Annotated in this window: 15 protein-coding genes and 1 pseudogene; 4 read left to right on the top strand and 12 right to left on the bottom strand. The window is 37.9% G+C overall.

All coding sequences use genetic code 11. The features are described 5' to 3' along the window. Positions 1–36: 36 nt before the first annotated feature. The 5 genes from AA0Y26_RS02545 to AA0Y26_RS02525 all read right to left on the bottom strand — a co-directional run bounded on the left by AA0Y26_RS02545 (position 37) and on the right by AA0Y26_RS02525 (position 7869). On the bottom strand, positions 37–1233 hold the full coding sequence (locus tag AA0Y26_RS02545; protein ID WP_413364833.1) for a hypothetical protein: 1197 nt from the start codon (positions 1231–1233) through the stop codon (positions 37–39). A 38-nt stretch (positions 1234–1271) separates the two neighbouring features. Beyond that, a complete protein-coding gene (locus tag AA0Y26_RS02540; protein WP_413364832.1) occupies positions 1272–2036 on the bottom strand; it encodes a hypothetical protein in 765 nt (254 codons plus the stop codon). A gap of 120 nt (positions 2037–2156) precedes the next feature. Further along, on the bottom strand, positions 2157–3329 hold the full coding sequence (locus AA0Y26_RS02535; protein ID WP_413364830.1) for a polysaccharide deacetylase family protein: 1173 nt from the start codon (positions 3327–3329) through the stop codon (positions 2157–2159). Between the two features lie 296 nt (positions 3330–3625). Then, complete coding sequence (locus AA0Y26_RS02530) at positions 3626–6475, bottom strand: S-layer homology domain-containing protein (RefSeq protein ID WP_413364828.1); 2850 nt, start codon at positions 6473–6475, stop codon at positions 3626–3628. Positions 6476–7320: 845 nt separating this feature from the next. Next, on the bottom strand, positions 7321–7869 hold the full coding sequence (locus AA0Y26_RS02525) for a hypothetical protein (RefSeq protein WP_413364826.1): 549 nt from the start codon (positions 7867–7869) through the stop codon (positions 7321–7323). 475 nt (positions 7870–8344) lie between these two features. Between AA0Y26_RS02525 and AA0Y26_RS02520 the strand changes: the two are divergent. After that, positions 8345–9386, top strand: a pseudogene (locus AA0Y26_RS02520) (IS3 family transposase). A 169-nt stretch (positions 9387–9555) separates the two neighbouring features. Here AA0Y26_RS02520 and AA0Y26_RS02515 read toward each other — a convergent pair. The 3 genes from AA0Y26_RS02515 to AA0Y26_RS02505 all read right to left on the bottom strand — a co-directional run bounded on the left by AA0Y26_RS02515 (position 9556) and on the right by AA0Y26_RS02505 (position 16875). Further along, positions 9556–14493, bottom strand: coding sequence for a DUF4073 domain-containing protein (locus tag AA0Y26_RS02515; RefSeq protein ID WP_413364824.1), 4938 nt, complete (start codon positions 14491–14493; stop codon positions 9556–9558). A 215-nt stretch (positions 14494–14708) separates the two neighbouring features. After that, complete coding sequence (locus AA0Y26_RS02510; protein ID WP_413364822.1) at positions 14709–15386, bottom strand: phage tail protein; 678 nt, start codon at positions 15384–15386, stop codon at positions 14709–14711. 100 nt (positions 15387–15486) lie between these two features. Then, the gene (locus tag AA0Y26_RS02505) at positions 15487–16875 is read right to left on the bottom strand and encodes an insecticidal delta-endotoxin Cry8Ea1 family protein (RefSeq protein WP_413364820.1); all 1389 of its coding nucleotides are present in this window, start codon (positions 16873–16875) and stop codon (positions 15487–15489) included. A 186-nt stretch (positions 16876–17061) separates the two neighbouring features. Between AA0Y26_RS02505 and AA0Y26_RS02500 the strand changes: the two genes are divergently transcribed. Together AA0Y26_RS02500 and AA0Y26_RS02495 are read left to right on the top strand one after the other, a co-directional pair. Further along, the gene (locus tag AA0Y26_RS02500; protein WP_413364818.1) at positions 17062–18933 is read left to right on the top strand and encodes a sensor histidine kinase; all 1872 of its coding nucleotides are present in this window, start codon (positions 17062–17064) and stop codon (positions 18931–18933) included. A gap of 115 nt (positions 18934–19048) precedes the next feature. Next, complete coding sequence (locus AA0Y26_RS02495; protein WP_413364816.1) at positions 19049–19825, top strand: response regulator; 777 nt, start codon at positions 19049–19051, stop codon at positions 19823–19825. A gap of 416 nt (positions 19826–20241) precedes the next feature. On the opposite strand, the gene AA0Y26_RS02490 is transcribed toward AA0Y26_RS02495, so the two are convergent. Together AA0Y26_RS02490 and AA0Y26_RS02485 are read right to left on the bottom strand one after the other, a co-directional pair. Continuing rightward, complete coding sequence (locus AA0Y26_RS02490) at positions 20242–21453, bottom strand: PD-(D/E)XK nuclease family protein (RefSeq protein WP_413364814.1); 1212 nt, start codon at positions 21451–21453, stop codon at positions 20242–20244. A gap of 539 nt (positions 21454–21992) precedes the next feature. After that, a complete protein-coding gene (locus AA0Y26_RS02485) occupies positions 21993–22820 on the bottom strand; it encodes a hypothetical protein (protein WP_413364813.1) in 828 nt (275 codons plus the stop codon). A 223-nt stretch (positions 22821–23043) separates the two neighbouring features. Between AA0Y26_RS02485 and AA0Y26_RS02480 the strand changes: the two genes are divergently transcribed. Next, positions 23044–24042: a hypothetical protein gene (locus AA0Y26_RS02480; RefSeq protein ID WP_413364811.1), complete on the top strand. Its 999-nt coding sequence runs from the start codon at positions 23044–23046 to the stop codon at positions 24040–24042. Between the two features lie 207 nt (positions 24043–24249). On the opposite strand, the gene AA0Y26_RS02475 is transcribed toward AA0Y26_RS02480, so the two are convergent. Together AA0Y26_RS02475 and AA0Y26_RS02470 are read right to left on the bottom strand one after the other, a co-directional pair. Further along, positions 24250–24636, bottom strand: coding sequence for a hypothetical protein (locus AA0Y26_RS02475; protein ID WP_413364810.1), 387 nt, complete (start codon positions 24634–24636; stop codon positions 24250–24252). A gap of 326 nt (positions 24637–24962) precedes the next feature. Continuing rightward, on the bottom strand, positions 24963–26531 hold the full coding sequence (locus tag AA0Y26_RS02470; protein WP_413368020.1) for an Ig-like domain-containing protein: 1569 nt from the start codon (positions 26529–26531) through the stop codon (positions 24963–24965). Between the last annotated feature and the right edge of the window lie 298 nt (positions 26532–26829).

The following is a 26829-nucleotide window of genomic DNA, read 5'->3' as shown; positions in this document are numbered from 1 at the left end:
CCCTTCTTATACGGGATGTACATTTTTTACTAGTTATTAATACGAATACCAAGGCAGCGTAGAAATATAGATAGACTTCGCTTCAAATGTGCCTGGGTTTTGATAAATATCACGAATAACTTTACCGTCTTTCAGCTTTACTGTAATCGTTGAATAGTTTGGCAATGACTTCGATAGTGTTAAAATAACGTTCTTTGGATTCAGCGGATCGACAGTTGCTTTTGCTCCGTACGACGTGCCGTCCTTATCAGTCACGATAAAGTCATTTTCATTGGAAATCGATACAGCCTGACCAAACGATAAAACAAGCTCTCTTGCATGTTTTGCTGTTAAGGATGGATTCCAATAGCTTTCCTGCGGTGCAACGACTGCCGGCAGAGGAATCGGTTCATAATAATCGCTTATTTCCTCGTAAGACCCGGCTGCGCGCAAGTCAGTTATATATAAATACGGCGTTAAATACCACCAGTAGCTGCGGCTTTCAATTCTCAAAATCACCTGTTTTGGATTCTCCGGATTCACCTGTACTTCCCCAAGCTTATAGCCTCGCACCTCATAATTGTCTAACTCAGAAGCAACTGATTCCTCAACCGGTTGATTAAAATCAATCGTAATGTATCGGGGATCTGTAATCTTTGTATCCGTCAATGATGTATTCACCGCTACTACTTCCAGCTTCTCTCCATTAAACGAATAGTCCTTGGAGCGCTGGAAGGAGACAGTTCCGCCGTCCATGCTGCCATAGGAAAGGTCAGTAAACGCAAGGTCCATTTCATATGCTGCCTGTTCCACATCATGCGGATGCAGCAATTCCCGTAAAGGAATTTTTACCTTGTTCGGCTGATTATAGACAGCGCGTACCTTTACCTGCTTGCCTTCAACCGGCTTTTTCCGCTGACTCTTCGGTTCCGTATAGAGCCCTGTATAGGAAGCTGCTGTATGACTGTTCACACTTACATTGTTGTTAAACTTGATAAACAAATACTCCAGGTTATTTTCCCGGATGACTTCTGTTTGTACAATTTTCAATCCGGCCGCTGCTGCATCAAAATCATGTTTCACAGAGAAGGTTGTATCCTCCCATGTCTCCATATCTGTCACGTAGCTATCAGGTGCTGTACTGATTGTTACCTGACCCTCTAAAGCTTCATTGACTGTCACGATATATGAGTTATCATCTATATCTTCCACGTTTTGAACCGCAAGCTTTTTCTTACCGGCAGAAACTGCCAAATCGCTTGGATACAGGAAGTACAGTGGGTGATTGAATGTTATTTTAAATTTCTTTCCCCCACCTGCTCTACAGATGTTACAAGTAAATTCGCGTTAGTTGATTCACCCTTTGTAAGCGTAGCTGTCAGCAGGCTCGGTCTAGCCAGGTTATTTGCTAAATCTTTTACACCGTTATACGTAACGATGATTTTACTGCCATCCTCGACAAATTTACCGCCCGCATAGGCGTTCCCTAAATGGTATGTCAGGACATTGCCATCAATTGATGTGCGGATTCCTGTTACAGCCTTCCCATTCTCCAGCTTGAATTTTGCCGTATAGTTTTTCACCGGCTCTGTAAAGACCACTCTCGATTGGTTTTTATTGACCCATTCTACCGACTGGATGGCAGGAGGTGTCTGGTCCTTCGCAAAACGGACGACCTCATTGTATGTAGTAAGCTTTTCACCGTGCTGCGAGTAAATGCTAAATACGCGCAGGCGGTAATCGCGAGTAACAGAAACAGGCGTACTCGTCGTCAGCTGATAAGAACGGCCATCCTTACTCAGCTCTCCTCTTTTTAGAGAAATTGCCTGCTTTCCATCAGCTGTCTCCAGCTTAAAGTATTTCTGCAGCTCCGTGCTTTTCGTCATCTTCTCCAGCTCTACCGGCTCATTGAAATAGACGACAAATTGTGTAGTATTGATGTTTTCTACCTTGGTTACCTGCAGCCCTTCTTCTGCTGAAGCAGCAGCACCTGCCGCTAATACCGGCAGCATGCTTGCAGAAGCCATCAATTTATAAAGCGTATATTTTTGCGTCATCCAATCCCCCACTATCTATTTACTCTCTATATTACATATCGGGTTTATTATCGATTCATTTACCGTCTAAGCAGAAAAACCTACAGCAGCAAGCGCTGACTGTAGATTTTATCTGACAGTTTAATAGGATAAATACTGTCTAAATTGCTTTTCCGTAGTCTTCGGCTCGATACCGATCCGATTTAAAGCAAACGGGTCGTCCCCATACTTTACATAGCCTGTCTTCGTTGTAAAGGCGAGCTTGTAACCCATATTTTTCAGTACCTGCTTTGTCGTTGCATTATACTGGCCAAACGGATAAGCGAAATAATGCTGCGGCACTATCGCCTGAGATGTGGCTAAATCCTGCTTTAATGACTTTATTGTCTGCTGTACGACAAGCGATTTTCCATCCACGATTTGGTGAAGTGCATGAGTATGCCCTTCATACTGGAACACATCCTGCGACCACTCTATTTCTTCCTTCGAGATGAACTGCAGATTATCTGCATAGAAGTACTGCGGCGTGTCCATCACACGGGAAGTAATAAGGAAATTCGTCGCCTTCATATTATGTGATTGAAGGAGTGGATAAGCATAAATCAAATTCGACAACAATCCATCATCAAACGTGATCGCCACTGCGTTTTTCCCAAGATTCCGCTTTCCCTGTAAAAAGTCATACAGCTCATCCATCGTAATTGTCTGCGCATCCATTTCATTTAAGATGCTGATATTCTTTGCAAATTGTACATCCGTTATCGTTGTAGATGTGCGGTACTTTTTGTTTTCACTGTCCTTTAAAATATGATGATACATCAGGACCGGGATACCCTTATCCACCGCCGCATGCGTCTTCGGTACTAATGCTGTTCTACCGCCTGCTTCCACATAATAATACTTCTTATCTTCTTTATAGGCATAATGGCGTCTGTTCGCCTGTGACATATAAACGATTTGCCCCCTTTCATCCGTAAAGTTCACTTTCTTCGTCGTATAAATCATCTGCCCTTTACGATTGAGCTTTTCCGGAATCATCATTGTGCTCCCCCGCTTTGTAACATTCGCAGGAACACATCCAAGATGATTTTCAATTTCTATGTAATAACAGTCCGCCGACTTCGAATCATAAAAATAATCCTGCTTACTATAAACCTTCCCAATTACCTCACCCGACTCATCATACACTGGCGCTGATGCCTGTGTGATGAAAAACGTCGGCTCCCGCTCCCCCTTTGTCCGCGCTACATTCGCATCCGCCTGCTGCACACCGACAAAGATAAGGAACAAGGCCAATATAACTACCCTTTTCAAAATATTACCTCCATGTAATTTGTTCGACTTATCCATGATAGTATATTTTTGGGTGGTTTGCTATAGAATCTTTAACTTCATTTATCTGTCTCAAAACCTCAACCTTTATTATCTCAACAACTGTATCTCTATTTTCTACTATTCATCACTTACAATGCTAACGGTAGAAAGATTATATTCCATAAAATTCATATACAAACAATAGAAAAAAGCTTATTGGGATTTCTCCCAATAAGCTTTTCTCATACTTAAGTATTGATAATTGATTACCTATACCTCAGTTATATTTCTTTTAATTAGCGAGTAGCTGTAACAGTGTTTACTGTAGAAATAGAGTTACCAGCTGCATCTTTACCAGTTGTTGTGCCTGTAGCTTTAACAGTAATTGTACCTGTTGCGAAGCTTACATCTGCAGATTTAATAATTAATTGGTTATCTGCTGCACCGTTAGCTACTGTTAAACCTGAAGCTACTTGTGTACCATCTACTGCTACAATGAAGTCACCAATTACTGGTTGAGTACCTGTACCTGTAGTTGTACCGTTAATGCTTTCGCTGAATGTAAGTACTAAGTCACCATTAGCATTCACTGAAGCTGTTTTAATTTCTGGAGCTTTAGTATCTGTTAATGAAACTGTAGTATTAATAGTTTCGATTGTAGCGTTTGAATTTAACGCTTGAACGCCAGAGATAGTTAAAATTTGTACAGCAGTTGTGTCAATTGCTCCTGCTGGCACTTTAATAGTAACTACTTGGTTAGTAGGGTCAATTGTTAATACAGAACCAGCTGGTAATGCTTGGCCATTTAATTTATAGTTAGCCGCATCAGTTGCTGAACCTGCAACATTTCCGCCTTTTACTGCAGTTTTTGCTGCATCATAAGTAACTGTGATAGTGTTTGTTGCATCAGCTGATACAGAAGTCACAGCAGGCTTAACTGCAACTGAACCTGTAACAGTCACTTTAGTTGTGAATGCTGCTGAAGTATTAGCTGCGCCAGCTGCATCAGTTACAGCACCAGCAGCAAAGTAGAATGTATAGCTACCAGCAGGTAAGTTTAAACCTGCAGCACTGTTGTCAAATACTACAGTTTTAGAGTTTGCTTCAACAGCTGCTGAATCAACTGCAGTTGCTACAGTTTTACCAGTAGCATTGTCAACGATTGTTACGCTTGCTGATGAAACTACAGAACCTGTAGATAATGTTTCATCAAAGTTGAAAGCAAATTTCTTAGTGTTAGCATTAAACTCAGCATTTACTAATTTAGGTGCAGTAGTATCTTTTGTAAATGCAAGAGTTTGTGAAGAAGTTGTACCAACATTTAATGCTTCGTCTTTATAACCAGTGAATGTAGCAATTACATTTTGAGTAGTAGCTAAACCAGTGAATGGTGAAGCGCCTAAATCAACAGTGAATGTTTGGTTATCTTTTGTTGTGATAGAAGGTGTGAAAGTTGTACCTGTTGGTGTAGTTAACACTAAACCTAAATCACTAGCTACTGGTGTAGCACCTGCTAATTTAATTTTTTCAGAGAAAGTAACTGTAAATGTTTTTTCTCCTTCTGTTTTAACTGAAGAAACCGTTGGAGCAACAGTATCAGTAATTACAGAATAAGTAACAGATCCAGAGTAAAGATCCATAGCATTGCCAACGTAATCTTCAGCCCCTGCTACTACTACTGAATAGTTTTTACCAGCTTCTAAAGCTTTAGTTCCAGTAAAGTTTGATTTCGCAACAGTTACTTTTGTATCTCCAGCAGTTGGTGTTACTGTGTGAGACTGTCCGTTGATTACAACAGTAGTAGCAGTAGCAGCTAATTTTTCAGAGAAATTAACAACTACATCACCGTTTACTGATTGTACAGAAGTTACAGTTGGTTTTACAGTGTCGTTAAATTGGAAAGTAGAAACTGAAGTCTTTTCTAAGCCTTCACCTTTCTCGTTTAATACACCAGTATCAACTTTAACATCATAACCTGTAGCATTAGTTAAAGCGTTAGCTAAATGTACAGTTACTGTTTTGCCGTCTTGAGATAATTCAAAACCGTCAGTGCCTACAGTTGTATCTAAAGTTAAAGCAGTAGTACCGCCAACCGCTGTAACAGAAATGTCTGTAGCTGTTACTGTTGATTTTTTAACTTTTTGATTGAATTTGATTTGAACTTCTTTAGCGTTAAGAGCAGATACAGATTCTACTGCTAATACTTTTGCATCTTCGATCGCTTTATCAGCAGCCGCTACTACTGCTTCAATTGAAGCTTTTGCATCAGCAATTACTTTGTTAAGTTCTGTAACTTCTGCTTCAGTATAGTTACCGTCAGCAATTACTTTTTCTACTTCTGCAAGAGCAGTTGTAGCTTCTGTTGCAGCAGTTTTAGCAGTTGCTGCGCTGTCAGCAGTGATAGTGTTTAATGCTGGTAAAGTACCTACGATTGAAGCTACTTCAGCTTTTAACTCGTCAGCTGTTGGAGCAGCAGTTACTTCTTCAATGATTTCAAAAGTAGTGTATAAGAATTTAGCGAATTGAGCGCGAGATACTTGCTCTTTTGGACGGAAGTTAGAAACTGTAGTGATGCCAAGATCTGCTAAAGCTTGGATTTCGTCTTGGTAAGCAGTTTGAGCAGTCGCTAAATCTTTTACTTCTACGTCTTCGATTTCTTCAGCTAATTCTACTAAAGATACACCAGCTACTTCTGTAGCAACGCGGTCTAATACTACTGCCATGTTTTCACGAGTAATGTTTTGAGTTGGGTTTAATTTCCCTTGAACACCAGTGAATACGCCTGTGTCTTTTACTAAAGCAGCATATTTTGATAATTCTTCGTTAGAAGATGAAACATCGCTGAAACGTGGGTTAGTAGCCCAGTCCGCTGGTACTGTTGCACCGTTGTTTTCTAACCAACGACCTAACATGATAGCCACTTGGCCACGAGTTAATTTGTTGTTTGGACGGAATGTATTGTCAGAAGCATAACCGTTGATGATTCCTTCTTCTACTAATGCATTGATGAATGGTGCAAACTCGCTGTCTGCAGATACATCTGAGAATCCTGCCGCTGAAGCAACTGGTACGATTGCTGATGCTACTAATGTAGCTGTTGCTGCAGTAGCAACGAATTTCTTATATGATTTCTGTTGGTAACCCATAGAAAATTTCCTCCTAATATCATTTCTTAGTAAACACTAAAAACTTTACCAGTTATTCCACTGATAATAATGAAATTATGTACTAATTCTAGGAAAATATCAAACAAATTTTCCATCTGTAACACGTCTGTAATATTATAGGGTTATATTTCTATTTAATCCTTTTTTAACTAATTTGACATTTTATAGTTTTTAATATTAATATATTTACCATACAATTCCTATTATATATAATAGTTGCAATAAAGTATATAGTTACATTTTTGATAATTTACATATTAATACAGTATAAAAGTCTTATAAATCCATAAATAACCACTTTCATTAAATAGCAAATGATTACAATTCTTTTTTTATATTAATATATCTATTTTATTCCATAATTATTCTTGTTTATTCCTTTTAAAAGAGTCTTTTTACACATTTAAATATTTTTCTTAATATAATAAAATAAGCGTCAGAAATGAGTCGTAAAAGTATAGGAATCTAGTTTGATCGCACTTACCAATTCCACTTTTACAATGATAAATCTCCTCATTTCTAAAAAAGAGCCGCAGATTTTGGCCAATCTGCCGCCCTTTACAATTGAATGTATTTCTTGGTTAGCCAAAACTTCTCGGATGCGTCGATCTGGGGAGTTTTTGCTTTTTTAAAAGACTTTTCAATTCTTTTCCTTGTGTATCTAGCAATTACCTATTCAATCAATGCTTTTTCTGTCTTTGATTAAGCCCCATGTTCTCTCTTCATATAACCATTTAACAGACCACTCTTCTAAAATTACTACTATAAAAAGAAAAAGACCTCACAAGAGTACTTCTCTTGCTCGGCCTTTCTCCGCTTCGGGACTACCAATCGTATGTAATTCCTAATTGCTCTTCAATTTCTTCATACGGAAAGTATGCTCCGAAATCGCTTGTCTCTGCTTCGTTAACACTAAAGCCTACTGTGCCGTACGGTGCAAACTGAACCGTCAGTGACTGTAGACCATCATAAAATAGAAGTTCATCGCTTAACTGCATATACCAATTTGCTGCCTCATCTGCTGACCCCAGCCCCGTTACATCTATGGATATATGGCCATTTTGAAAGGATAATGTTTGAAGATCCCCTGCATTATATAAAAAGTCGCCAATAACTGATCTTACCGTATCCTCAGTCAAAGTACCATAAGCAGACGACACCGGCTCCGTTACTTCTTCCGCTGGCTCTGCTTCAACCGGCTGTGATTCTACCTCTTCAACCGCTGTTTCTTCGATGGCCGGCTCTTCCTGAATTTCTTCTGATTGAATTTCCTCCAGCTCTTCAATTTCCGCTTCCTGTACTTGATCCTCACCACAAGCACTCAACAAAATAGCACTGCCCAAAACCATTCCAACCAATAAAAACCTTGTCAACTTCTAAATCCTCCTGCTAATTAAAGACTGCTCTCTATCATAAACGAGGAAGAATATTATCGTCTAGTAGTATTAATGGTTTATTTACCTTATTAGTCCATACTTTCAACAAAGCAACAGATAATTATATGGCATATCTAAACAGCTATTGCTCTGTTAATATGAGAGATAAACGTCATGACATTAAAATATGACCCTTTCCCTTAACATCTAAATACATTAGCTAAACTAAATCTAGCTCTAGACTTTAATCTATTCATCAAATTCTCTTACGCAGCGGGAACTTCCTGAGGTATATAATGAACAAAACTAACTGTTCCCTTCCGGATTATCTCCGTGTTTTATAAAAATAATAGAACAAAAAAGAACCGGCACAAGGCCGGTGCACTGACCTAAATAAATGAGACAATTTAAAAACACCTTACGTTGAAAACGGGTATTGAATACCAGGAAATCAATGTGGAGGTGTTTTTTTATGGGTACAAGAGTAAGTTATCCGGCTGAAGTTAAAATGAAAGCAATCGAAATGAGACTAGCAGGCATTTCGGTTAAACAGGTAATGGAGGAATTGAATATCAAAAATAAAACACAATTAATGACTTGGATGAAATGGTACAAAAACGGAGAAATGCATCGTTTCCATCAACCAGTAGGTAAGCAATATACCTTCGGTAAAGGGCCAGAATATGATTCAGAAGAAGCGCGACTACAAGTTGAGAACCGCTATTTGAAACAACAGATTGAAGTATTAAAAAAGTACGCCGAATTGGAGAGGAAGTGGTTGGGAAAATCATTGTAGAATTAGTAGATGAATTGAAGGAGATCATGCCGATTCAAACAGTGTGTGCGCCGAGCATAAATTCCGATATGGCTATCGTAAAATCGCAGCACTATTCCCAGGAATCAGTGAAAAAACAGTCCAACGCATCATGCAAAAATACGGTTGGTCTTGCCGGGTAAAAGTAAAAAAGAGAAAGCGAACTGGGCAGCCAACGCATGTGGCTGAAAATCAATTAGCACGCGCCTTTGGCGCATCGAAGTCATGTCAGAAACTCGTGACAGATATTACGTGCTTGCCTTTTGGTCAATCTATGATGTATCTTTCAAGCATAATGGATCTTTATAATGGTGAAATCATTGCCTATACGATTGGATCTGTCCAAGATGTTACCCTTGTATTAGATACACTTCAACAGCTAGATAACTTGTCAAAAGATTGTTTATTGCATAGTGACCAAGGATCTGTCTATACATCCTACGCCTATCAGAAAGCCGTAAAAGAAAAAGGAATTACCATGAGCATGTCCCGTAAGGGCACGCCCGCTGATAATTCCCCGATCGAAACGTTTCACTCCTCGCTAAAGTCAGAAACGTTCTATCTCGACAACATTTACAGTACGACAAATGCGCACGTAAAACAAATCGTCGAAACCTATATTACCTATTATAACAATATCCGGATTCAAACGAAATTAAACAACCAGTCGCCGGTAAAATACCGCCAACTGGCAGTTTAATAAGGTGTTTTCTTACTGTCTCAAAAACGACACTCAGTGCCCGGTTCCTGCTATGTACGTTAAATATCTGCCTAAATCCTTACATCTAAAACATTTCATATAAGGATGATCTACAAATATAGAGCACATTCTTTTCAAAACTGCTTTGGCGGGACAAGGAACTTGCCCTCTATTCTTTTATATCTAATGAAGAAGCATGTTCTCTTGCAGCTTCTTCAATTTCGTCAAACGCCCAGTGTGTTGCTGGGACATCTTTGAACGTTGGTGTTGTTATTCCTGTTAGTGGACCTCTTTTGAATAGGCGGTTAAGTACCTTCACTGCTTGGGCACGCGTTAAGTTTTCCTCTGGTCGGAATTGCCCCTTACTATCCCCAACCATGATGCCTGCTGCTTTGGTGAAGTACATTGCCTCTTTTGCCCAGTGGCTATCCTTTACATCCTTGAAGTTTGCAGCTGGAATATTTGTTAGCATTGCACAGCTTGCATAGGATGTGTCATCTTGTTCACATTGGTTTTGAACCCAGCGATATACAATTGCAGCCATTTGAGCACGAGTGACTGTGCCATTCGGGTCAAATGTTGAAGCGTTTTTACCCATCATGATGCCTGCACCTTTCACTTCCATAATCGCTGCATATGCCCCATTCTTTGTTGAAACATCTTTATACGCTTCTGTCGAAGGAGCTGCATTTATGTTTCTGGCTAACATTGTCGCCATTTGGGCACGAGTGACTGGTGCTTCTGGTCGGAATTCGTTGTTTTCATACCCTTTGATATATGGTGTATGCAGTGTTTCTTCAGCTGTTTTATCTTTCCAATCTTCTAAATACACCATAGTAAAGGTACTAAATTTATTCACCGTAAATTGAAGACCTTCCGAACCATCTTGCATTTTTACGACAGCACCTTTTATTAACTCTTTTGAACCATCACTATGTTCAATATAAACACCTAAGTTATTTAAAAGTTTTTCACGCTCAGCTGCATTTGTCGGTAAACTTGCCGTTAATGGAAGCACGATTGTTACTTCACGGCTTTGCATATTCGTTTCAATTTCCATAGGACGGCCAATAACTTGCACTGTATTATTTCCGATGGCTTCCTGGATTAATGATTCATTTTTCGCCCGATCTTCTACTTGCTGTTTTTCACTTTCAGACTTGATAGGGACAACACGGAAGTATAAGTTTTCATTGAAATTATTAAGAGATTTCGCTGGAATCGAAACTACCGCGTTTGGTGTGACAATTTCAAGTTTCAGCTTCCCATTATTCAATTCAGCTAATGCAGCTTTAGGAACTTCAACGAGCACTTCTGCCACTTTATCCTCCTTATCTGGAATAAGGATACGCGCCGTGTCTACACCTTGTTCTTTTGCTTTTTGAACCGTTTCCTTCGCGATTGTATCTGATACCACTACTTTATCTTTCACTGTACCATTTGGTTCTGTGGTACGAGTGATCGGTGTTTGTGTTAAATTCGAACCGTTATCTCCATCTACATCTACAACGATTTGTTCTGTCGTTGGTTGGGGAGTTGGCGTTGGACCTGGCTGCGGAGCTGGTATAGAACCTTCTCCTCCACCACTAGATGATGGCTGTGCTCGGTTAACCGTAATTGTATACGTTTTTTTCGTAACCCCATCTTCAGCAGTCACAACCACTTGAATTACATTGGCTCCTACCATTAATGGGATAGCTGGCGTTGAAGATTGGCCATTAACTGTGACCGTTGCTTTACCGATATCTTCTACTATTGATGTGAATGTAATGTTAGTCACTGAATTCGGGACATTCACTGTATAAGTCTCTGTGTTTTTAGTAAATATCGGACTTAACACACCGCTTGATAAAGACAAATCACCTAAATAAGCGTTTGTATTTTTTGCATTTACTATCACGGCTGCCACTTCACTCGTTACCTCAGCTGTGTTGTTACCTGTAGCACTACTATCTGTATTTGTTACTTTGACATAATAATACGACGTGCCGGCTACTAAAGTTGCAGCTGAGTATGTTGCACTTGTTGCTCCTGGAATTAATATTCCATTACTATTGCTATTTGTTAAATTTGAATACCATTGATAGCTTAGCTCGCCCTTAATTGCCGTAGCGTTTACAGATAAATCAGCTGATTTGCCTACACTTACTGTTTGGTCAGCTGGTTGATGTAAAATCACTGGTGCTTCTGTATTAGAGAACTCTCTTGTCACTTCTACTGTATAAGTTTTTGTCATTCCACCTTGAGCCGTTACTATTATTGTCACTGTGTTAACTCCAGGTTGCAGCGCAATAGACTCAACTCCGCTATTACCGATTGCTATACCGTTTAGCGCAGCACTTGCCGTTCCATCCGATGTACTTGCCGAAACATCAATACTCGCCGTATCGGATGGTACGATCAAATTATAATTCGTTTGCGCCGAGTTAAATGAAGGTGTTAAATTCCCTGACGACACAGCTAATGTTTGTAACTCTGCCGAAACAACATGGACGTTTCTAGTTACCTCTGCAGCAGAAACACCACTGCTGTTGATTACATTATATTTCAGTGGATATATACCAAGCTCATTATTATTAACCGTTCCAGTAACAATTACCTCACTTGTTAAGTCTCCATCCGCTTCATCCGCTGCACTATATCCCGGTTCTACATATGGACTGCCTAATTCAGTATAAATATTCGTGTTACCTTCCAGCTGAATGACCGGTTTTGAAATGACAGTAAACTGAACCGTTGCATCGGCAGTTTCCGGATGGACTCCCCCATTTGTTGTGCCATTATCCTGAATTGTGTAGTTAAAACTTGCCGTTCCTGTACCGCTTGGTGTAAAGATAATTTTTCCACCTTCAATACGAACTGTGCCTCCAACTGCAGCCGAAACGGATACAACTGTTAGCGTTTGGCCATTTTCATTTTCCGGCCCCGCTTGATCATTTTGTAAAAGCTCTTCAAATGGTATTTCAATACCCTCTGAAGTCATTACTTTGTTTGAAAGCTGATCATCAGCAGCTATCGGAGCATCATTCACTTCCGTTATAGTAATGGAAGCTGTCGCAGCATTACTTAATCCTTTGCCTGTCCCGTCTAATGACGCCTGCACCTTAAAGGAGAAACTATCCCCTGCTAACGTATTTGCATCAGGATTTGGACGAAACTTCAATCCTAATTCCCCTTCTGCTTTTGTGATAAAGTCTTCATTCCCTATTGGAGTAGTACTATCATTTTTGAAAAGCGTACCGCCAGTAATTTCACTTATTCTATAGTGTGTTACATCCTTGCTGTCCTGTGGATCTGGTGTAATCACCAACCCACTTGTACTTATTATATCTTCCTCAGTAGTTGCCTCTGTTACATGTGGAGGTGCACTTTCCGCCTTTGGATTTTCCGTGAAAATTAAAGTTGCTTCTTCACTGGCAGGTTGACCAGTTGAGATGTCAGCAGGATAGCGGACTTTCACCGTCTTATTCCCGCTCAAATCAGGTGGATTCGCAAAATCAAATGTTGTCCACGAACCTTCGTTGATTTGGTATTCCATTGAATTATTAATACCTATCATAATGTTTTGATCATCATCTGCTGTAACTAACGGGGGATGGTATAATCGATAAACAGTAACGGTATACGTTTTCGTTGTTGATTGATTTTCCGCTGTAACTATGATGTCAATAATATTCTTTCCCATATTAAGCAGTAATGGTTCATTTGGGGATACCGACCCATTACGAATCATTAACTCCATTGTTGCTTTACTATTATCTAAAGTCGGGGTAACGCTCATGTTAAATGTCGTAAAAGGTACAATCGCTGTATAATTTACTGCATCTTTACTAAAAGCAGGATTTAACGGACCAGTTGAAATCGTTAAATCACTCAAATCAGCATTATCGGACGGTGGTGCTTCTGTTACCACAATCGTATACGTTTTAACCGTACCATCCTCAGCAGTTACCTCCACCTGGATATTCGTTGAGCCATCTGCATCCAATGTTACTTTCCCATTGGAAACCCCTATAATTTTTACAGATGCATTTGAATCAGCTGCCAAAGCATTTACAGCTACTTCTGCAGTTCCATATGGGACAGTGGCAGAATAGCTTACTGTATTAGACTCAAAAGGTTCATTTATAGAAATAGGATTTAACGATAGAAAGCTCAAATCCGCATTACTATTTTTTAAATCTTGCGTTGTAACTTGCTGTATTGTATATACACTTTTATTCCCCGCAGCATCTTTGACAAGGACATTGAAATAATACGTTGTGTTTGGTGATAGACCTGTGACATCAAACGTATTCAAGTCTTTTGTAAATCCATTACTTAATGGAAGACCACCTTCTACTTCATCTACTGTATTAAAATTACTATTAGTAGATAGGTAGACTTGGTAGTCTAAATCTCCTTGTTTAGTAATGTCATCCGTAGCTTTTGTCCAATTTAATTTACCTCCTGAAGAAGTAATACTTGATGCAGAAATTGTTCCATTGTTTCCTGGAGTCGGTGCAACAGTATCTCCTGTTGCAGGTTGTCCATATAATTCAAATTCAAGTATGCCTGCAAAAGGTATATCCACAACATCAAATGAAACTTCTGTTATTTCCATACGAACATAACGATAATTAATAGGAGATGAAAATGTATCTTCATGGATAACTAGCCCAGTAGCGGGATCAAAAGGCACATCATTAGAAGTTTTTATAGTCTCAAAATTGATGCCATCAAGACTTCCTTTTAATGTTATACTTTTTGCAGTATTATCATTCGGTAATTGTCCACTTCCTATTACTACAAAACGATTAATATTGTGTGGACTACCTAAGTCGACTTGCAGCCACGGCGGATTCTCCGGTTTATTATTATCTAAATTTTCCGACGCCCAAAATGCACCTTCATTATAAGATGAATAGTCTTTGTACCCATCAAAAGCATACGATGGTTCTAATTGGCTTCCTGACGATGAATAAGTCTTCCCTAATGCAATATTTATCTCAGTTGCTGCATATACTTTCTCAACTCTCACAACGCCATTTAAGGGTATTATTTGGAAAATCAATAAAACAATTAAGGTAATAAGCACATTTACTTTAAAACACCACTTTTTCATCATCTTCTACTTCACCTCACTCCCACATACTATATCTTTCAATACTAAATTTTCTAAAGTTAAAATAAAAAAGTAATACATAAATATACAAATATCCCCCAGAATTTAAATTAATTAGATTACTCAACCACTTGATTATTATGCCTTGCCTTATTTATCAATCCATAGATATATACTCAAATAAAATCTATGTCTGTTACTAAACTTTTTTCTAAATTCTAAGGCCTAGGTGGATACAAACCATGAACACATATAATATAATTTAATGTTAAATAAGGTTGCATATTATTTACTGGTAATCCATTACCGGTATTGTTTATAACAACTTCTCCATTTACATTTCCATTTATTGTCCCTTCTATTGTCCCTGTTGCTTTAATAGGACTTTGGCCTAAAGTGATATCTGGAGTAGATTTAGTATACATATTTGCCGTTGACCCGTTATTTAACCCATAAGTTGCCTGTGCTAAATATGTATCTGGCCCTGGATTAGCAATATCCGCTTTCACGTTTTTTGCGTTAGCTGGTACGTTTATAGTAACGTCCCATTTTCCATTATTAATTGTTCCATTGCTAATTTTTGAATTGTTTAATTCAGCACTGTGATTATGGGGTGGTAATTGTGCACTCGAGATTGTATTCGTTTCAAACCCACTTTTTTCTCCTAATTCTTTGTTAGTTAACCCTTCCCCTTGTCCAGCACCAATCGGCACTCGTCCACATAAGTTTGGCAAATTAAATGTTTCATTTGCCTTTCCTCCATACGTAATCCCGATTAAAGAATAAAGGGCCATATACTGATTTACTTGTAACTCTTGCCCCTTACAAAGCATCCAATTCACCGGTGCCCAATCTAAGGGCCAAATTACTATAGTACCTATGTAAGCTTCATCCATAATTCTTTCACTCCTTGGTTATAATTAGATTCTTAGCATTTAGCAAACCTTGCCATTCAAAAGTTTTATATTAAGTCCTTCAGTAGCAATAATCCCTTCATTATTCATGGATAACTAAGTTCGGATCGCTTTCATCTTTCAAATCATAATCAATATGGGCAAATTGGAATTGAATTGCTTCAATACCGCTTTTGTATTTCCATAATGAACCTACTTGAGTATTTACTAACATGTAGTTGTCATTGTTAATCGTTGCAATATTTTTATATTTCGTCTTACTTGAATTTCCAAGTATATCGCTGCTTTCATTATTAGAGTAATGGAATTGAATACTAGATAATACGCCTTCAGAGATGTCTGTCGTTACTCCCGTAATATAAGAGTTTTCAGGAACATTGATTAAATGAGATCTACAGTTCTCTTTTGTTCCGAGTAAACTCCCCTCTCTTTTTATCCCATTATCGTCAAATATAAATTTCAAACCAAAAACCGTATCATTGACGTATACATACACTTGCTTGATACGTCCCGGCAGATCTTCATTCGCTTCTGTTTTCACTAAACCAAGTCTACCGCTGGAAATATGATATCCTTCTTTAGATCTATCGTAAATAAACATCGATTGAGGACCAATCCATAACTCGCCGAAGTGAAGATTTACAACAGGCGGCTCCATTTCTCTGCCCGGTATTATTTTGTTAAGATAAAAAATTGGTTCTACTATTTTCACCATTTCGGCAGACGATTGATTGACAAGATTAGTACGGATTGCTTGTAAGCCTTGGTTATAGTAGGTGTCTACATCTACATAATCAACTTTAAACTTAGCATGGATAGCATTGTTTAGCTGGTCATTCAATTCACCCAGCGTACTAGCCGTTACAAATGCTGTATACCAATCTCTTTCCACCCATGTTTTATAAGTAATTTGTTCTTCGCGCCACTTTTTCCAATCATAAAATAGCGTGCTAGTTTGAAAGAATTTATTATATTTAGAATAGGTACTAATTAATTCTTTTTCCCATTCTTCGTGATTATCCTCTTTGAAAATTTCTTGTCCGAATAATACTCTTTCCCGCAATAAAATTAAATGCAAGTGTGCATGAACAACAATTAGCGGAATTAGATGAATTTTGTTCGAAGATTTAGTAAGCTTCTCAAAAATGATATTACTAGTTGTCAGCATGGCACCCAGCCAAACGGCTTGTTCTGATGGTTTCGCATTTAAATAGCTTTCCATTGAAGATTTCAAACCATCTAGCTCACTTTTCCTTTCCTCTAATTCCTTTTGTAGAATTCTTTCATCTACCAAATGAGAAAATTGATCTTTTAAAGATTCCCAAATACTTAATTTCTTCGTAGGCCAAATTGCTTCTAATAATACTTTAATTGCCCCGCCTACTACTGGAATTTTTGAACTTGCTGCTGATACAATTCCCTTTAATTTATTGTTCAATGAATTTGGATCGGCTATCTCTAATGCTGCCATTATTTCGCTCCTTCTAAATATTATAGTTGATTAAATTTTCCACTATAGACTTAATACCTAGATAAATCTATAATTCAATTATGAAAGAGGTAGTTTAATGTTTCAAATAGAATTTTCTTACAATATTCTTACAAGGTTCGACATAAAACTAGAACTTAGTTCTTATTGATAAACGGAGGTATGGGATTGAAAAAGAGGAAAGTTTTATTCCCTTTCATCTTCTTTGCTTTTCTATTAGCACTTACTTTGTTTTTATTACAAAATGATCAACCATCTTTTGCTTCAAAGGGGTCCCTTGACCTTAGCAAGACGCCATTTCGTGATGATAAAATGATTTCACTTGATGGAAAATGGGAGTTTTATGAAGGAAAGTTGTATGAGCCAGGTGCATTTACGAACGGGATTATCGGAAATGCAAGATGGATTCATGTTCCTGGTAATTGGACTGCTGCGGAAGAAAGACAAGGAGCCGGCACCTATAGACTTGTCATAAAAAACGCACCAATAGGACAGGTTCTCGGCATTAAGAAGCAGAACATCCGCAGTGCGAGTAAAATTTTTATTAATGGGAAATTGATGAGCGAAGAGGGAACTGTCTCAAAGAAAGAGACAAATTATATTGAAGGAAATTACCCAAAGTTGATTTTCTTTCAGTCGGATACTGACCAGATTGAGGTGATCATTCAAGTTTCCGACTTTTCCTTTAATAGTGCGGGAGTTGCAAACTCCCTCTATTTTGGAGAACAGGAGGCTATCGTTACCCAAAGCATAAAAAAAGTACTCTATGAGTTAGCGATTATTACTGTATTACTAACGATCGGATTTTTATATATTCTCTTATATCTGCTTGTGGAGAAATATCGCCGAAAGGAATTTTTCATTCTTTCCTTTGCTTTGTCGTGTATATTTTTTGCATTGATTAATTTATGCTTAAGCGAACGAACGATTCTTTATCTCTTGCCAAGTCTATCTTTTGAGGTCATGTTTAAAATTAAAGACGTCTCCATTTTTCTTGCGACCATTTCCTTAATACTCATTGGGTCTCAGATCGATAAAAGATTACTAACTCATCGATTGAGAAATTCGTTGATTTTCGCGTATGCTCTTTATATTCTAGTGATTTTATTGACACCATTGAAATTTTATCACGCCTTTTTACCTGTCTTTATTTCATTAAATTGCTTCACTTATTTTTACATCATGATAAAAGTTTCCTACTTCTATATAAAGAAGACTACGGCGGCGAATGATTATCAGCTAAATATTATTATGTTTAGTATTTTGAATATTAATATATACAATATCAATTTACTTCTATATAGTTTTGGATTAACAACAAAATTGGAAATCGGCTTTTTAAACATCCTGCTTTATGCTATTGCTCTTGCCATTTATTTAACGATCCGCGTCAACCAATCCTATAAAACAAATGATTATTTAACCCATGAATTAGATGTGACAGAGCAAGCGTATTTAGTAGCCCAAATCAAGCCGCACTTTTTCTTTAATACATTGACGAGTGTTATGTCTTTATGTTATACAGACGGAAAAAAAGCTGCCCAATTATTGGCGCATTTCAGTAGTTTTTTAAGACAATCCTTTGAATTTAATTCCCGTGATACTTTCGTAACGGTCGAAAAAGAAATGAAGCTCTTACATTCTTATATTGCGATCGAGAAGGAACGCTTTGGAGAAAAATTACGTATTGAATATGATATTGACCCTAATGTATCAGCAGAGTCGATTATTCCTCTTTCCATCCAGCCATTAGTAGAAAATGCGATTAACCATGGTATTTATCCAAAAGAAGACGGCGGTATTATTACCATTTCTATCAGTAAAGAGCATTCAACTTTAGTGATTAGTGTGTTTGATACGGGGGTAGGAATACCAGCAGAAAAGGTGTTAGATTTATTGAATGCAAAAAAGCATACAAAACGCGGGATCGGGATAGCCAATATTAATAAAAGATTAACGAAGTACTACGGTACGCAATTAATAATTGAGAGTGAGCAAAGCCTATGGACGAAGATGAAATTTGAAATACCACTTTATTAAAAAATATAAGCGCCCTGCTCAAATGCTTTTTGTCTATAGAGGAAAAGCGGCAATAATTAACGGGCTGGGCGCGAATTACATATCCATACCTTCAATTAAGAAAGGAGCGTTTTTTTTGTTGAAAGCTGTGATTGTTGATGATGAAATGTTAGTCTCCAATTTTTTAAAAATACAATTAGAGAGTACCGGCTTAGCCACGGTCGTCGATCAATTTCACAAACCGGCTGTCGCACTTAGTGAAATCCCAAATTTAAAACCAGACATCGTTTTTCTGGATATTGAGATGCCTGGTATGAATGGAATTGAACTCGGTACGAAACTTCTCAATACATGCATAGAAATAGAAATTATTTTTGTCACGGCATACAACCAATATGCTGTAGATGCTTTCAAGCTGAATGCAATCCATTATCTTTTGAAACCAGCAGATGACGAGGATATTCGCATAGCACTGGAACGAGTCATTGAAAAAAGAAAAGTTTATTCAAGTATTGCACCTAATGATGGCTTAAGAATCGAGCTCCTTGGCCATATTAAAATTTTTCAAAATAGCCGGGAAGTGCGATTAAAATGGCCGACAGTAAAGGTGGAAGAGTTATTTGCACTTATGCTCATATACCGGAAACATGGAATTGAAAAATGGCAGCTTACAGAAAAATTATGGCCTAATATTGAGCTGAAAAAAGCTGAACAGAATCTTTATACGACCATCTATCGACTAAAAAAAATTTTACTGGAAGGCGGTCTGGATATTCGGATTGAAAATGCGAAAGGTAAATATTTTCTCGAATTATCCAACTGTACACTAGACATAGAAGAGCATCCCGGGTTTAACAAAGCAGCACTATTCGGGGATAAACAATATCCTTGGGTAGAGGGACTAGATATTTAATTTTATTTAAGAAGGATTGGGGCTCTCCCTAATTTTCAGGACTAGACGGCAGCATTCGGGAATTTACCGAACCAACTTTAAGGATCTTATTATGCTAGATTACTGGATTAAAATTTAGCAGAAAGCAAGTTCATTCACTGAAAAGGCCAATCGAACAGAAGAAAATGAAATAGCCTGATTACCGACGGAAAGCCCCCGTTTACTAATAGGAAATGACATTTTAAAAGGAACAGAATCACTATTTATAGCAAAGAAAATGGAAAGTGAGGCAGAATGTTTAAAAGCTAATACTTGGATAAGCCTAGAAAACCGAACACCACTATTTTCATCTCTTCTATTTAATATGCATCATCTTGACTTGCTAGAGGAAAGGGCTTTACCTATCTACCAATTATTTAATGATCTATAGAGAAAACTCAGTCATTTGATAAATGGCAATTCAGTAACTTATGTATACCTTCTAAGCATCTTTCTACAAATACCTGAAATTCTGCCTCATCAAATAAGTCACTATAAGAATCCGAAAGGCTGGCTAAACGAAAATTAGGTTTCTCCTCTTCATGTAAGGGAAGGTATTCCCAATGTAAATACAAACCGTCTCGATTAACTTTCTCTCTATGCGGCAATAATGCCTGGATTTCCTCAAAAGCTAAATACTCTTTCTCTTCATCTTCGGCATCTAGATAAAAGCCAGCGTACAAATAATCATCTATTTCAATAGAAAACCAAAGATCATTTCCTTCTACTATATCCTTTTTATATACATAATGAAGACCTGGCAGACCGCTCCTGCCTTTAGTATAATAACCTTTCGTTCTTTTATAATCATTGTAAGCATAGTCATCCTGTATATGCAGTTTCTCCATATCTATGCCAGCTTCCAAAGCTTGAAATAACCGCTTCATCAGTAAAATTCGGGCCTCATTTATATTACTCTCTATCTGCAGCGCACTTTTCATATTCTGGCTGCTCGATGCGAGTAGCTGCTGAATCTCCATTTCCTGCTCATCTCCTACCTGGTTTGTAAACAGTTTGATTGTATCTAGGAATTGCCATAATACTTCTCTAATGGAAGGAAGCCGGACCGTTTCTTTTAGAGTGATGCATTTTTCTATCCACGAGACAATTGACTCTCGAAAAGAAATGCACTGGATATCTTCTCTCTTCAAGCTCCCTAGGCTTTCCTCTGTAGGCATAGAGCCTGTCGGCGTCAAATAATAGATAGGTGAATTTACAGCTGTCCGATAATAATTCTCACACTGTTTCGCCTGATCCTTTGCACAAATCTTCACTTCAATCGGAATAGCATGATTTCTTGTTTTTATGTATAAATCAATTCGGCGGTTCTCATCAATAACATATTCCCGGTATACCTGTGCTGTTTCAAAATCCTTTTTCGTAAACTCGAGCTGAAGAACGGAATGAACAAATGACCGTAAATAGATATCCCCCTGTCCATGACTTCCGTAAGGGTCCAATAATTCGTGCATCACTCTGCAAATCGCTACTTCCGCCGTACCGTTCCCTAAAATCCGAAAAATATTAAAATTCTTCCCCGTCTTTTCATTAATCAATTGATACTTCTTCGAAATACTTGTTACTTCATTTAAAAGTACTCGTGCTTCCATAATGGCTCCCCTTTCTTCCCTCGGCTGTCTTAAATTCTTACCAAGTATTGTTATAATCAATCTATTGTCTTTTTTCTCTTATATTCTTCTAACAGATGCCGCCAAAGAATTGAGTACTGATAACTGCTTGTGTTCTCCTTATAAACAAGCTATTTTTATACTCTAATGTAAAAAAAGGTGACAAAATCCGCTTTTGACACCCCTTTTTCACTATTTAGTTAATAAAGAAATACGCAGCATATCCCAAAATCAATAAACAAATCAGTACCGTTATGTATTTCACCGTCTGCATAACCCAGCTAAAAAAGTCTCCTTTGGATTTACGCTTAGCTTTCGATTGGCTTTCCGGCACCTTTAAGCTTCTTATATCAAAGTTACATGACTTGCATGTATCCCTAAAAGGACCGTTCACCGTTTGACATTTAGGACAGGTATACCCATTCGACACAGGCAACACCTTTTTACATTTTTTGCACGACAATGCATCTGCATGATTCATCGTATGGCAATACAAACATCTTGGCATAATGATTCCCCATTTAATCAATATAATCTGCTTCAATTACAGGTATTTGGTTTACATTGGAATAACCGGTCGTAGAAAAACTGTAAGCTGCATTCAGATAGTTTCCTATAAAGTTCTTCTGTTCCACCTGTAAATAGCTGCCTTTCATAGTTCCGGTAATTGTCACCATGTCATTTTCCATATACTCTGTTGTAGAAGGATAGACGGCCAGCACATCACTTTCAGCATAGCCATTTTCAAATGTTGCTGCTATTACAACTAACGTTTTACCTTTGTGCTCGACGATATCAACGATTGGACCCGCAAAGGAGACAAGCTTTTCTACATAATCTTCAGGACTCTTCGTAATTTCTGCATAGGTCGGATAATCTACACTATTCCAATATAGCTCTTGCTCAATCAGCTCAAGCGATTCTTGTGCCTTTGTATAATAAGCAGACTTTTTCCTGATTTTATGAAAAAGCTCCATCGCTTCCTCTGCCCGGCCATTGTTATAGGCTTCGTATCCTTTCTCATACAGCTCTTTTCCTGGATCCACGTTCTCCTTCTCTCCTGCTTTTTCAGCAGATGGAGTTTCCGTTGTTGCACCTGCTACTTCAGGCTGGTTTCCTTTTTTATACTCATCCATGCCTAGAGAAACAAAAACAATGCCCATTCCTAAAAAAGCTATAGCCAGGACACCTTTTACAACGAGCAAAATACTCTGCATAAAACTACTTATAGAGCGCCTTCTATAAAGCTTCCGCCTGCTTTTCATCTGCTTTTTTGCAGAATGGAGCATAAAATAGCTTCCAAGCATTAATATGCCGCTTATCAACACATATAACATTACATCACTCATAACAATCCTCCGACAATTTTAGCCTGCTATATTCTTTTCGTTAATAAGTTCTTGAAATAATTTACATACCTTTAATAGTATAAATGGTTTATGCCTTTTGTTCTATGAAAATCAGGAAGAAAAAGCAATTTATATAGAAAGTAATCATCTCATTGTTATTGTCTAGAGCAAACACCAATACTATAATGGTATTAATTACCACAGCAAAAGGAGAACCATTCATATGTTATACAAAATCGATACCAACTCCCACGATTATTCGAAGGTCAAGAAAGTCAGCTTAAGCTCGATAGGCTGGAAGGAAAAAGACTTGGAAGTACTTGTTTCAAAGCATCTACAAGACTTTATCTCCAGCAACGAACTGATGACAATTTTCAATGAGCGGCCGCGGCAGGAGGAGCCTGATATTTTAGCGCTCGATCAGAACGGTGATTTGTACATTTTCGAACTGAAAAGATGGGGTTCCAATCAGGAAAACTTACTGCAGGTGCTTCGATATGGACAACTATTTGGCAACAGTACATATGATGAGCTGAATGAAAAATATAAGAGCTATAGCAAAACAACGATCGAATTGGATGATGCACATCAACAATATTTCGACAAAGGGAGTTCCGAAAAGCTTGCAAAAGATTTGTTCAACCAGCAGCAGCACTTCATTATAATGACCAATGGACTCGATCAGCAGACTGTCGAGGCAATTATTTACTGGAAGAAAAATGGTTTGAAAATCGACGCCATCGTCTATTGGGTATTTGAAATCAACGGGGAGTACTACTTGGAATTTAATATGTACTCACCGATCGATAGCTTTTTAGAATATGAAAGCAACGCCTATGTACTAAATACGAACCATTCAAACAACCCAGCTACAACCCAGGAGATGATCCGTGAACAAAAAGCTGCCGCCTACCATAAAGGCTGGCAGGAGAAAATTGAAAAAATCCAAAAGGGCGACTGTGTCTTCCTCTATCAGAGCGGCGTCGGCATCGTAGCCTACGGAACAGGAACAGGGAAATTTGATAAAAAAGACTATAACGGTCATCCAAAGGCCGAAACTTTTACCAAGCTCAATCAATTCCAGGTACTGAAAACACCGATGTCCGCTTCTCAAATGAAAACTGTTACGGGGCAGGGTTTCAATTTTAGGCAAACAATGTTTTCAATCAGCGAAGAAAGTATGGATAAACTTATAGCAGAAATTAAAAAGAATCATTTATAACGATCATTACTTCAGCAGCCTATATAATATAATGCTGCATCCGCTCAGCTTTTCATGACTTGATTTTTTCGTTGACTATCTAAAAAGAGCAACATACCTAGTAATCTGCCAGGTATGTTGCTCTATATCAATTCATTTATTGTACGTACAGACGGTACATAAACGTATTTATTAGCGAGCATATCAGGAGCAAGGAAAGGTAATCGTTTATTCCTTTACTACAATGATGAAACCTGCAGACTCATTGCCTGCTTGGCCTTGTAATTTTACCATTACATTCGTGCCGGCAGTTATTTGGTTGTCGAAATTAACTGCAGTTGAACTGAATGTAAAATGTGGCGATAGACTCAAATCCCCAAATGTACTAACAGTCCATTGATTACCAGTCATGTTCTTTAAAAAATCCGAATTTAATGTAAAAACAGCTTCCTCAGAACCTGCGATAAATCGAATGGTATCACCTGCTTTTAGACCGGAGCCTGTCCATTTATTATTTCCAGCCCCTTTATCTGAAGTAAAACGAAATGAAGCCGGATTTCCCCAGTAAGAACGATCTAAAATTTCGATATTGGCACTATCCAGGTCTTGAAGCACAACTTCGCTATTCCCGCCTTATACTGTCTATCTTTTTTTCACAGCTTTCGAACAGGCCTTCACCGCACAGGCGACTTTCATCGCATACGGCGATCCGTCAGCAGTGTTCCTAACTTATTTCCCCAATTCAATTATAAGGGAAGTTGAAAGTCAGATAAACAAACCCAACCAGGAAATTCCGACAATTCAGAGTATTAATTTTCAATAAAAAATAGGAATCATGGTTTCCCATGCTCCCTATTTTTGCTTATTGCATTAAATATAAAGTGTCGCTGCTGCCCCTTGGATTTAGTGATGAAATGTCGTTGAATGCTTGGGATTCGAGATTAATCTTTAGTGACAGTTATTGCCCACCAAGGTGCTGGGACCTTAACCGTGAATGATTGAGTTACTTTTGCACTACCCTTAGTAATTGTTGCAGTCAACGTGATTGTTTGTGTAAAAAGCTTAGGTCTATTCACATTTCCTGTAGAGGCATTTACATATGTTGAATCAGAAGACTTCCATGCGATTGAAGTTCTCTTACTTCCTTCGGTTGCCAATGTTAATTTATCTCCTTGTACCGTAACATTTAAAGCTTTTTTAGCTTCTAACACATCTTTTTCATTAGCCGCCGCTTCTTCTATTGCCATTATGGCTTTTTCAGCATCTGACAACTTGGCTATGTTAGTAACTAAGGCTTGCTGATCTGCTGTAAGGGCACTATACGCTTTTCGAGCTGCTTCTACTATTCCTTTATGTTCTATTTTAATTTCCTTCGATGAAGGAAGCTGATTTATTTGATCCATTACTGCTGCACCTGCTTCTTGATCAGCTTTTTCTTTCTCCTTTTTCTTCACTTGTTCAACAATATTTTGCTGCTCTTTAATGACGCCTTCCCAAATAGAAGTGTCATATTCACTATCAAGTTTTTTTACCTTATTCACTTTTTCCTGCGCTTTACTAATTTCGTTTTGTGCTTCATCTGAACTACCGGCCTTTTTAACTGCATCAACTAATGCATTAACTGCCTCTTCAGCTTCAGTAATTGCATTTTCTAATTCAGGATCCATTATATTTTTGAAGATAATGTTTAGCGCTACTTCTAATCTAGTTGCCGGTTCAGTATTGGAGACATTGACGGGAAGGGTAAAGAACTCGCTAGTCACAGTGTACTCACCTGGTTTTCTCCAGCTTTCAAAATTAAATGGTCTAATATCCCATTTTAAATCTACTGAGTGTTCTTTACCTGACGAATCTATAATGGTTGTTTGTTTTGGAAGGGCTGTGTTAAATTCTTCAAGTGAAATATTTGCAGGGACAATTAAGTCTTCAAGGGGATTAATTTCCGCTAAAGTGGTTTCTGTTTTTATCACTACGTTAACATAAGTAGTCTTCTTACTACTAATTACTAATGGATTAGTGTCTGGATCATACTTTTTTTCTTTATAGGGTTCACCTAATTCAATTTCTCTAATAACCATACCATCTGCCAATTCTACATGAATGGTATATTCACCTGTTGGCAAACCGGACATTTCGAACTGATTCTTTCTTGTAGATTGGCTTGGAGTCTTTCCATCATTGTACTTTGTGCCCGTTTGCTTGTTTACAATATAGAAATTAGATATATTTTCAAAGTTAAATTTATTGTTTGAAGAAGTAGAATCTTTATATAAACTGATTTGTGCATTCCCTGTCTCTACTGCTTCAACTATAACTGTGTATACCACCTTTCCATTAAAATTCTCTACAGTACCTACTGCCGTTCGCGTCCCTGATATCGAAGTATCAATTGTACTAGGATTCCAGTTAACAGGTACTTCTTTCGTAGTCCCATCACTCATTTTCGCTGTAACAGTTGCCGGAAGCTTTACTTGATCTCCAACTTTTGCTGTTATAGTTTCAGGAGTGATTAAATCTTTTATAATGATGCTATTCCCGTCTTATACCACATTTGCGGCTTTCGATTCGGGCCTTCACCATACAGGCGACTTTCATCGCATACGGCGATCCGTCAATAGTATAATTTCTTCACAACTTATTTCCCCCTTCAATTATATTCCTCCTATGATATAAATATCATAAAAACAATTCAAAATATTAAGACAATTAATTATATTTTCTTACAATTTTCTTTTTATTTTTGTTTATATTTGTAGAATAGAGTACCGAAAGATACTGTCTCAAAAAATAAAAAATGATTTTGATTAA

Origin of the sequence: Lysinibacillus canaveralius (assembly GCF_047301505.1) — a bacterium.
Classification (GTDB): domain Bacteria; phylum Bacillota; class Bacilli; order Bacillales_A; family Planococcaceae; genus Lysinibacillus_B.
This window is presented reverse-complemented; position numbering and strand designations above follow the sequence as displayed.

Bases quoted from the DNA above. Each gene is read 5' to 3' on its own strand.
- AA0Y26_RS02515 (WP_413364824.1), bottom strand. From the start codon at position 14,493: ATGATGAAAAAGTGGTGTTTTAAAGTAAATGTGCTTATTACCTTAATT.
- AA0Y26_RS02490 (WP_413364814.1), bottom strand. From the start codon at position 21,453: ATGGAAGCACGAGTACTTTTAAATGAAGTAACAAGTATTTCGAAGAAG.
- AA0Y26_RS02505 (WP_413364820.1), bottom strand. From the start codon at position 16,875: ATGGCAGCATTAGAGATAGCCGATCCAAATTCATTGAACAATAAATTA.
- AA0Y26_RS02485 (WP_413364813.1), bottom strand. From the start codon at position 22,820: ATGAGTGATGTAATGTTATATGTGTTGATAAGCGGCATATTAATGCTT.
- AA0Y26_RS02540 (WP_413364832.1), bottom strand. From the start codon at position 2,036: ATGACGCAAAAATATACGCTTTATAAATTGATGGCTTCTGCAAGCATG.
- AA0Y26_RS02480 (WP_413364811.1), top strand. From the start codon at position 23,044: ATGTTATACAAAATCGATACCAACTCCCACGATTATTCGAAGGTCAAG.
- AA0Y26_RS02530 (WP_413364828.1), bottom strand. From the start codon at position 6,475: ATGGGTTACCAACAGAAATCATATAAGAAATTCGTTGCTACTGCAGCA.
- AA0Y26_RS02510 (WP_413364822.1), bottom strand. From the start codon at position 15,386: ATGGATGAAGCTTACATAGGTACTATAGTAATTTGGCCCTTAGATTGG.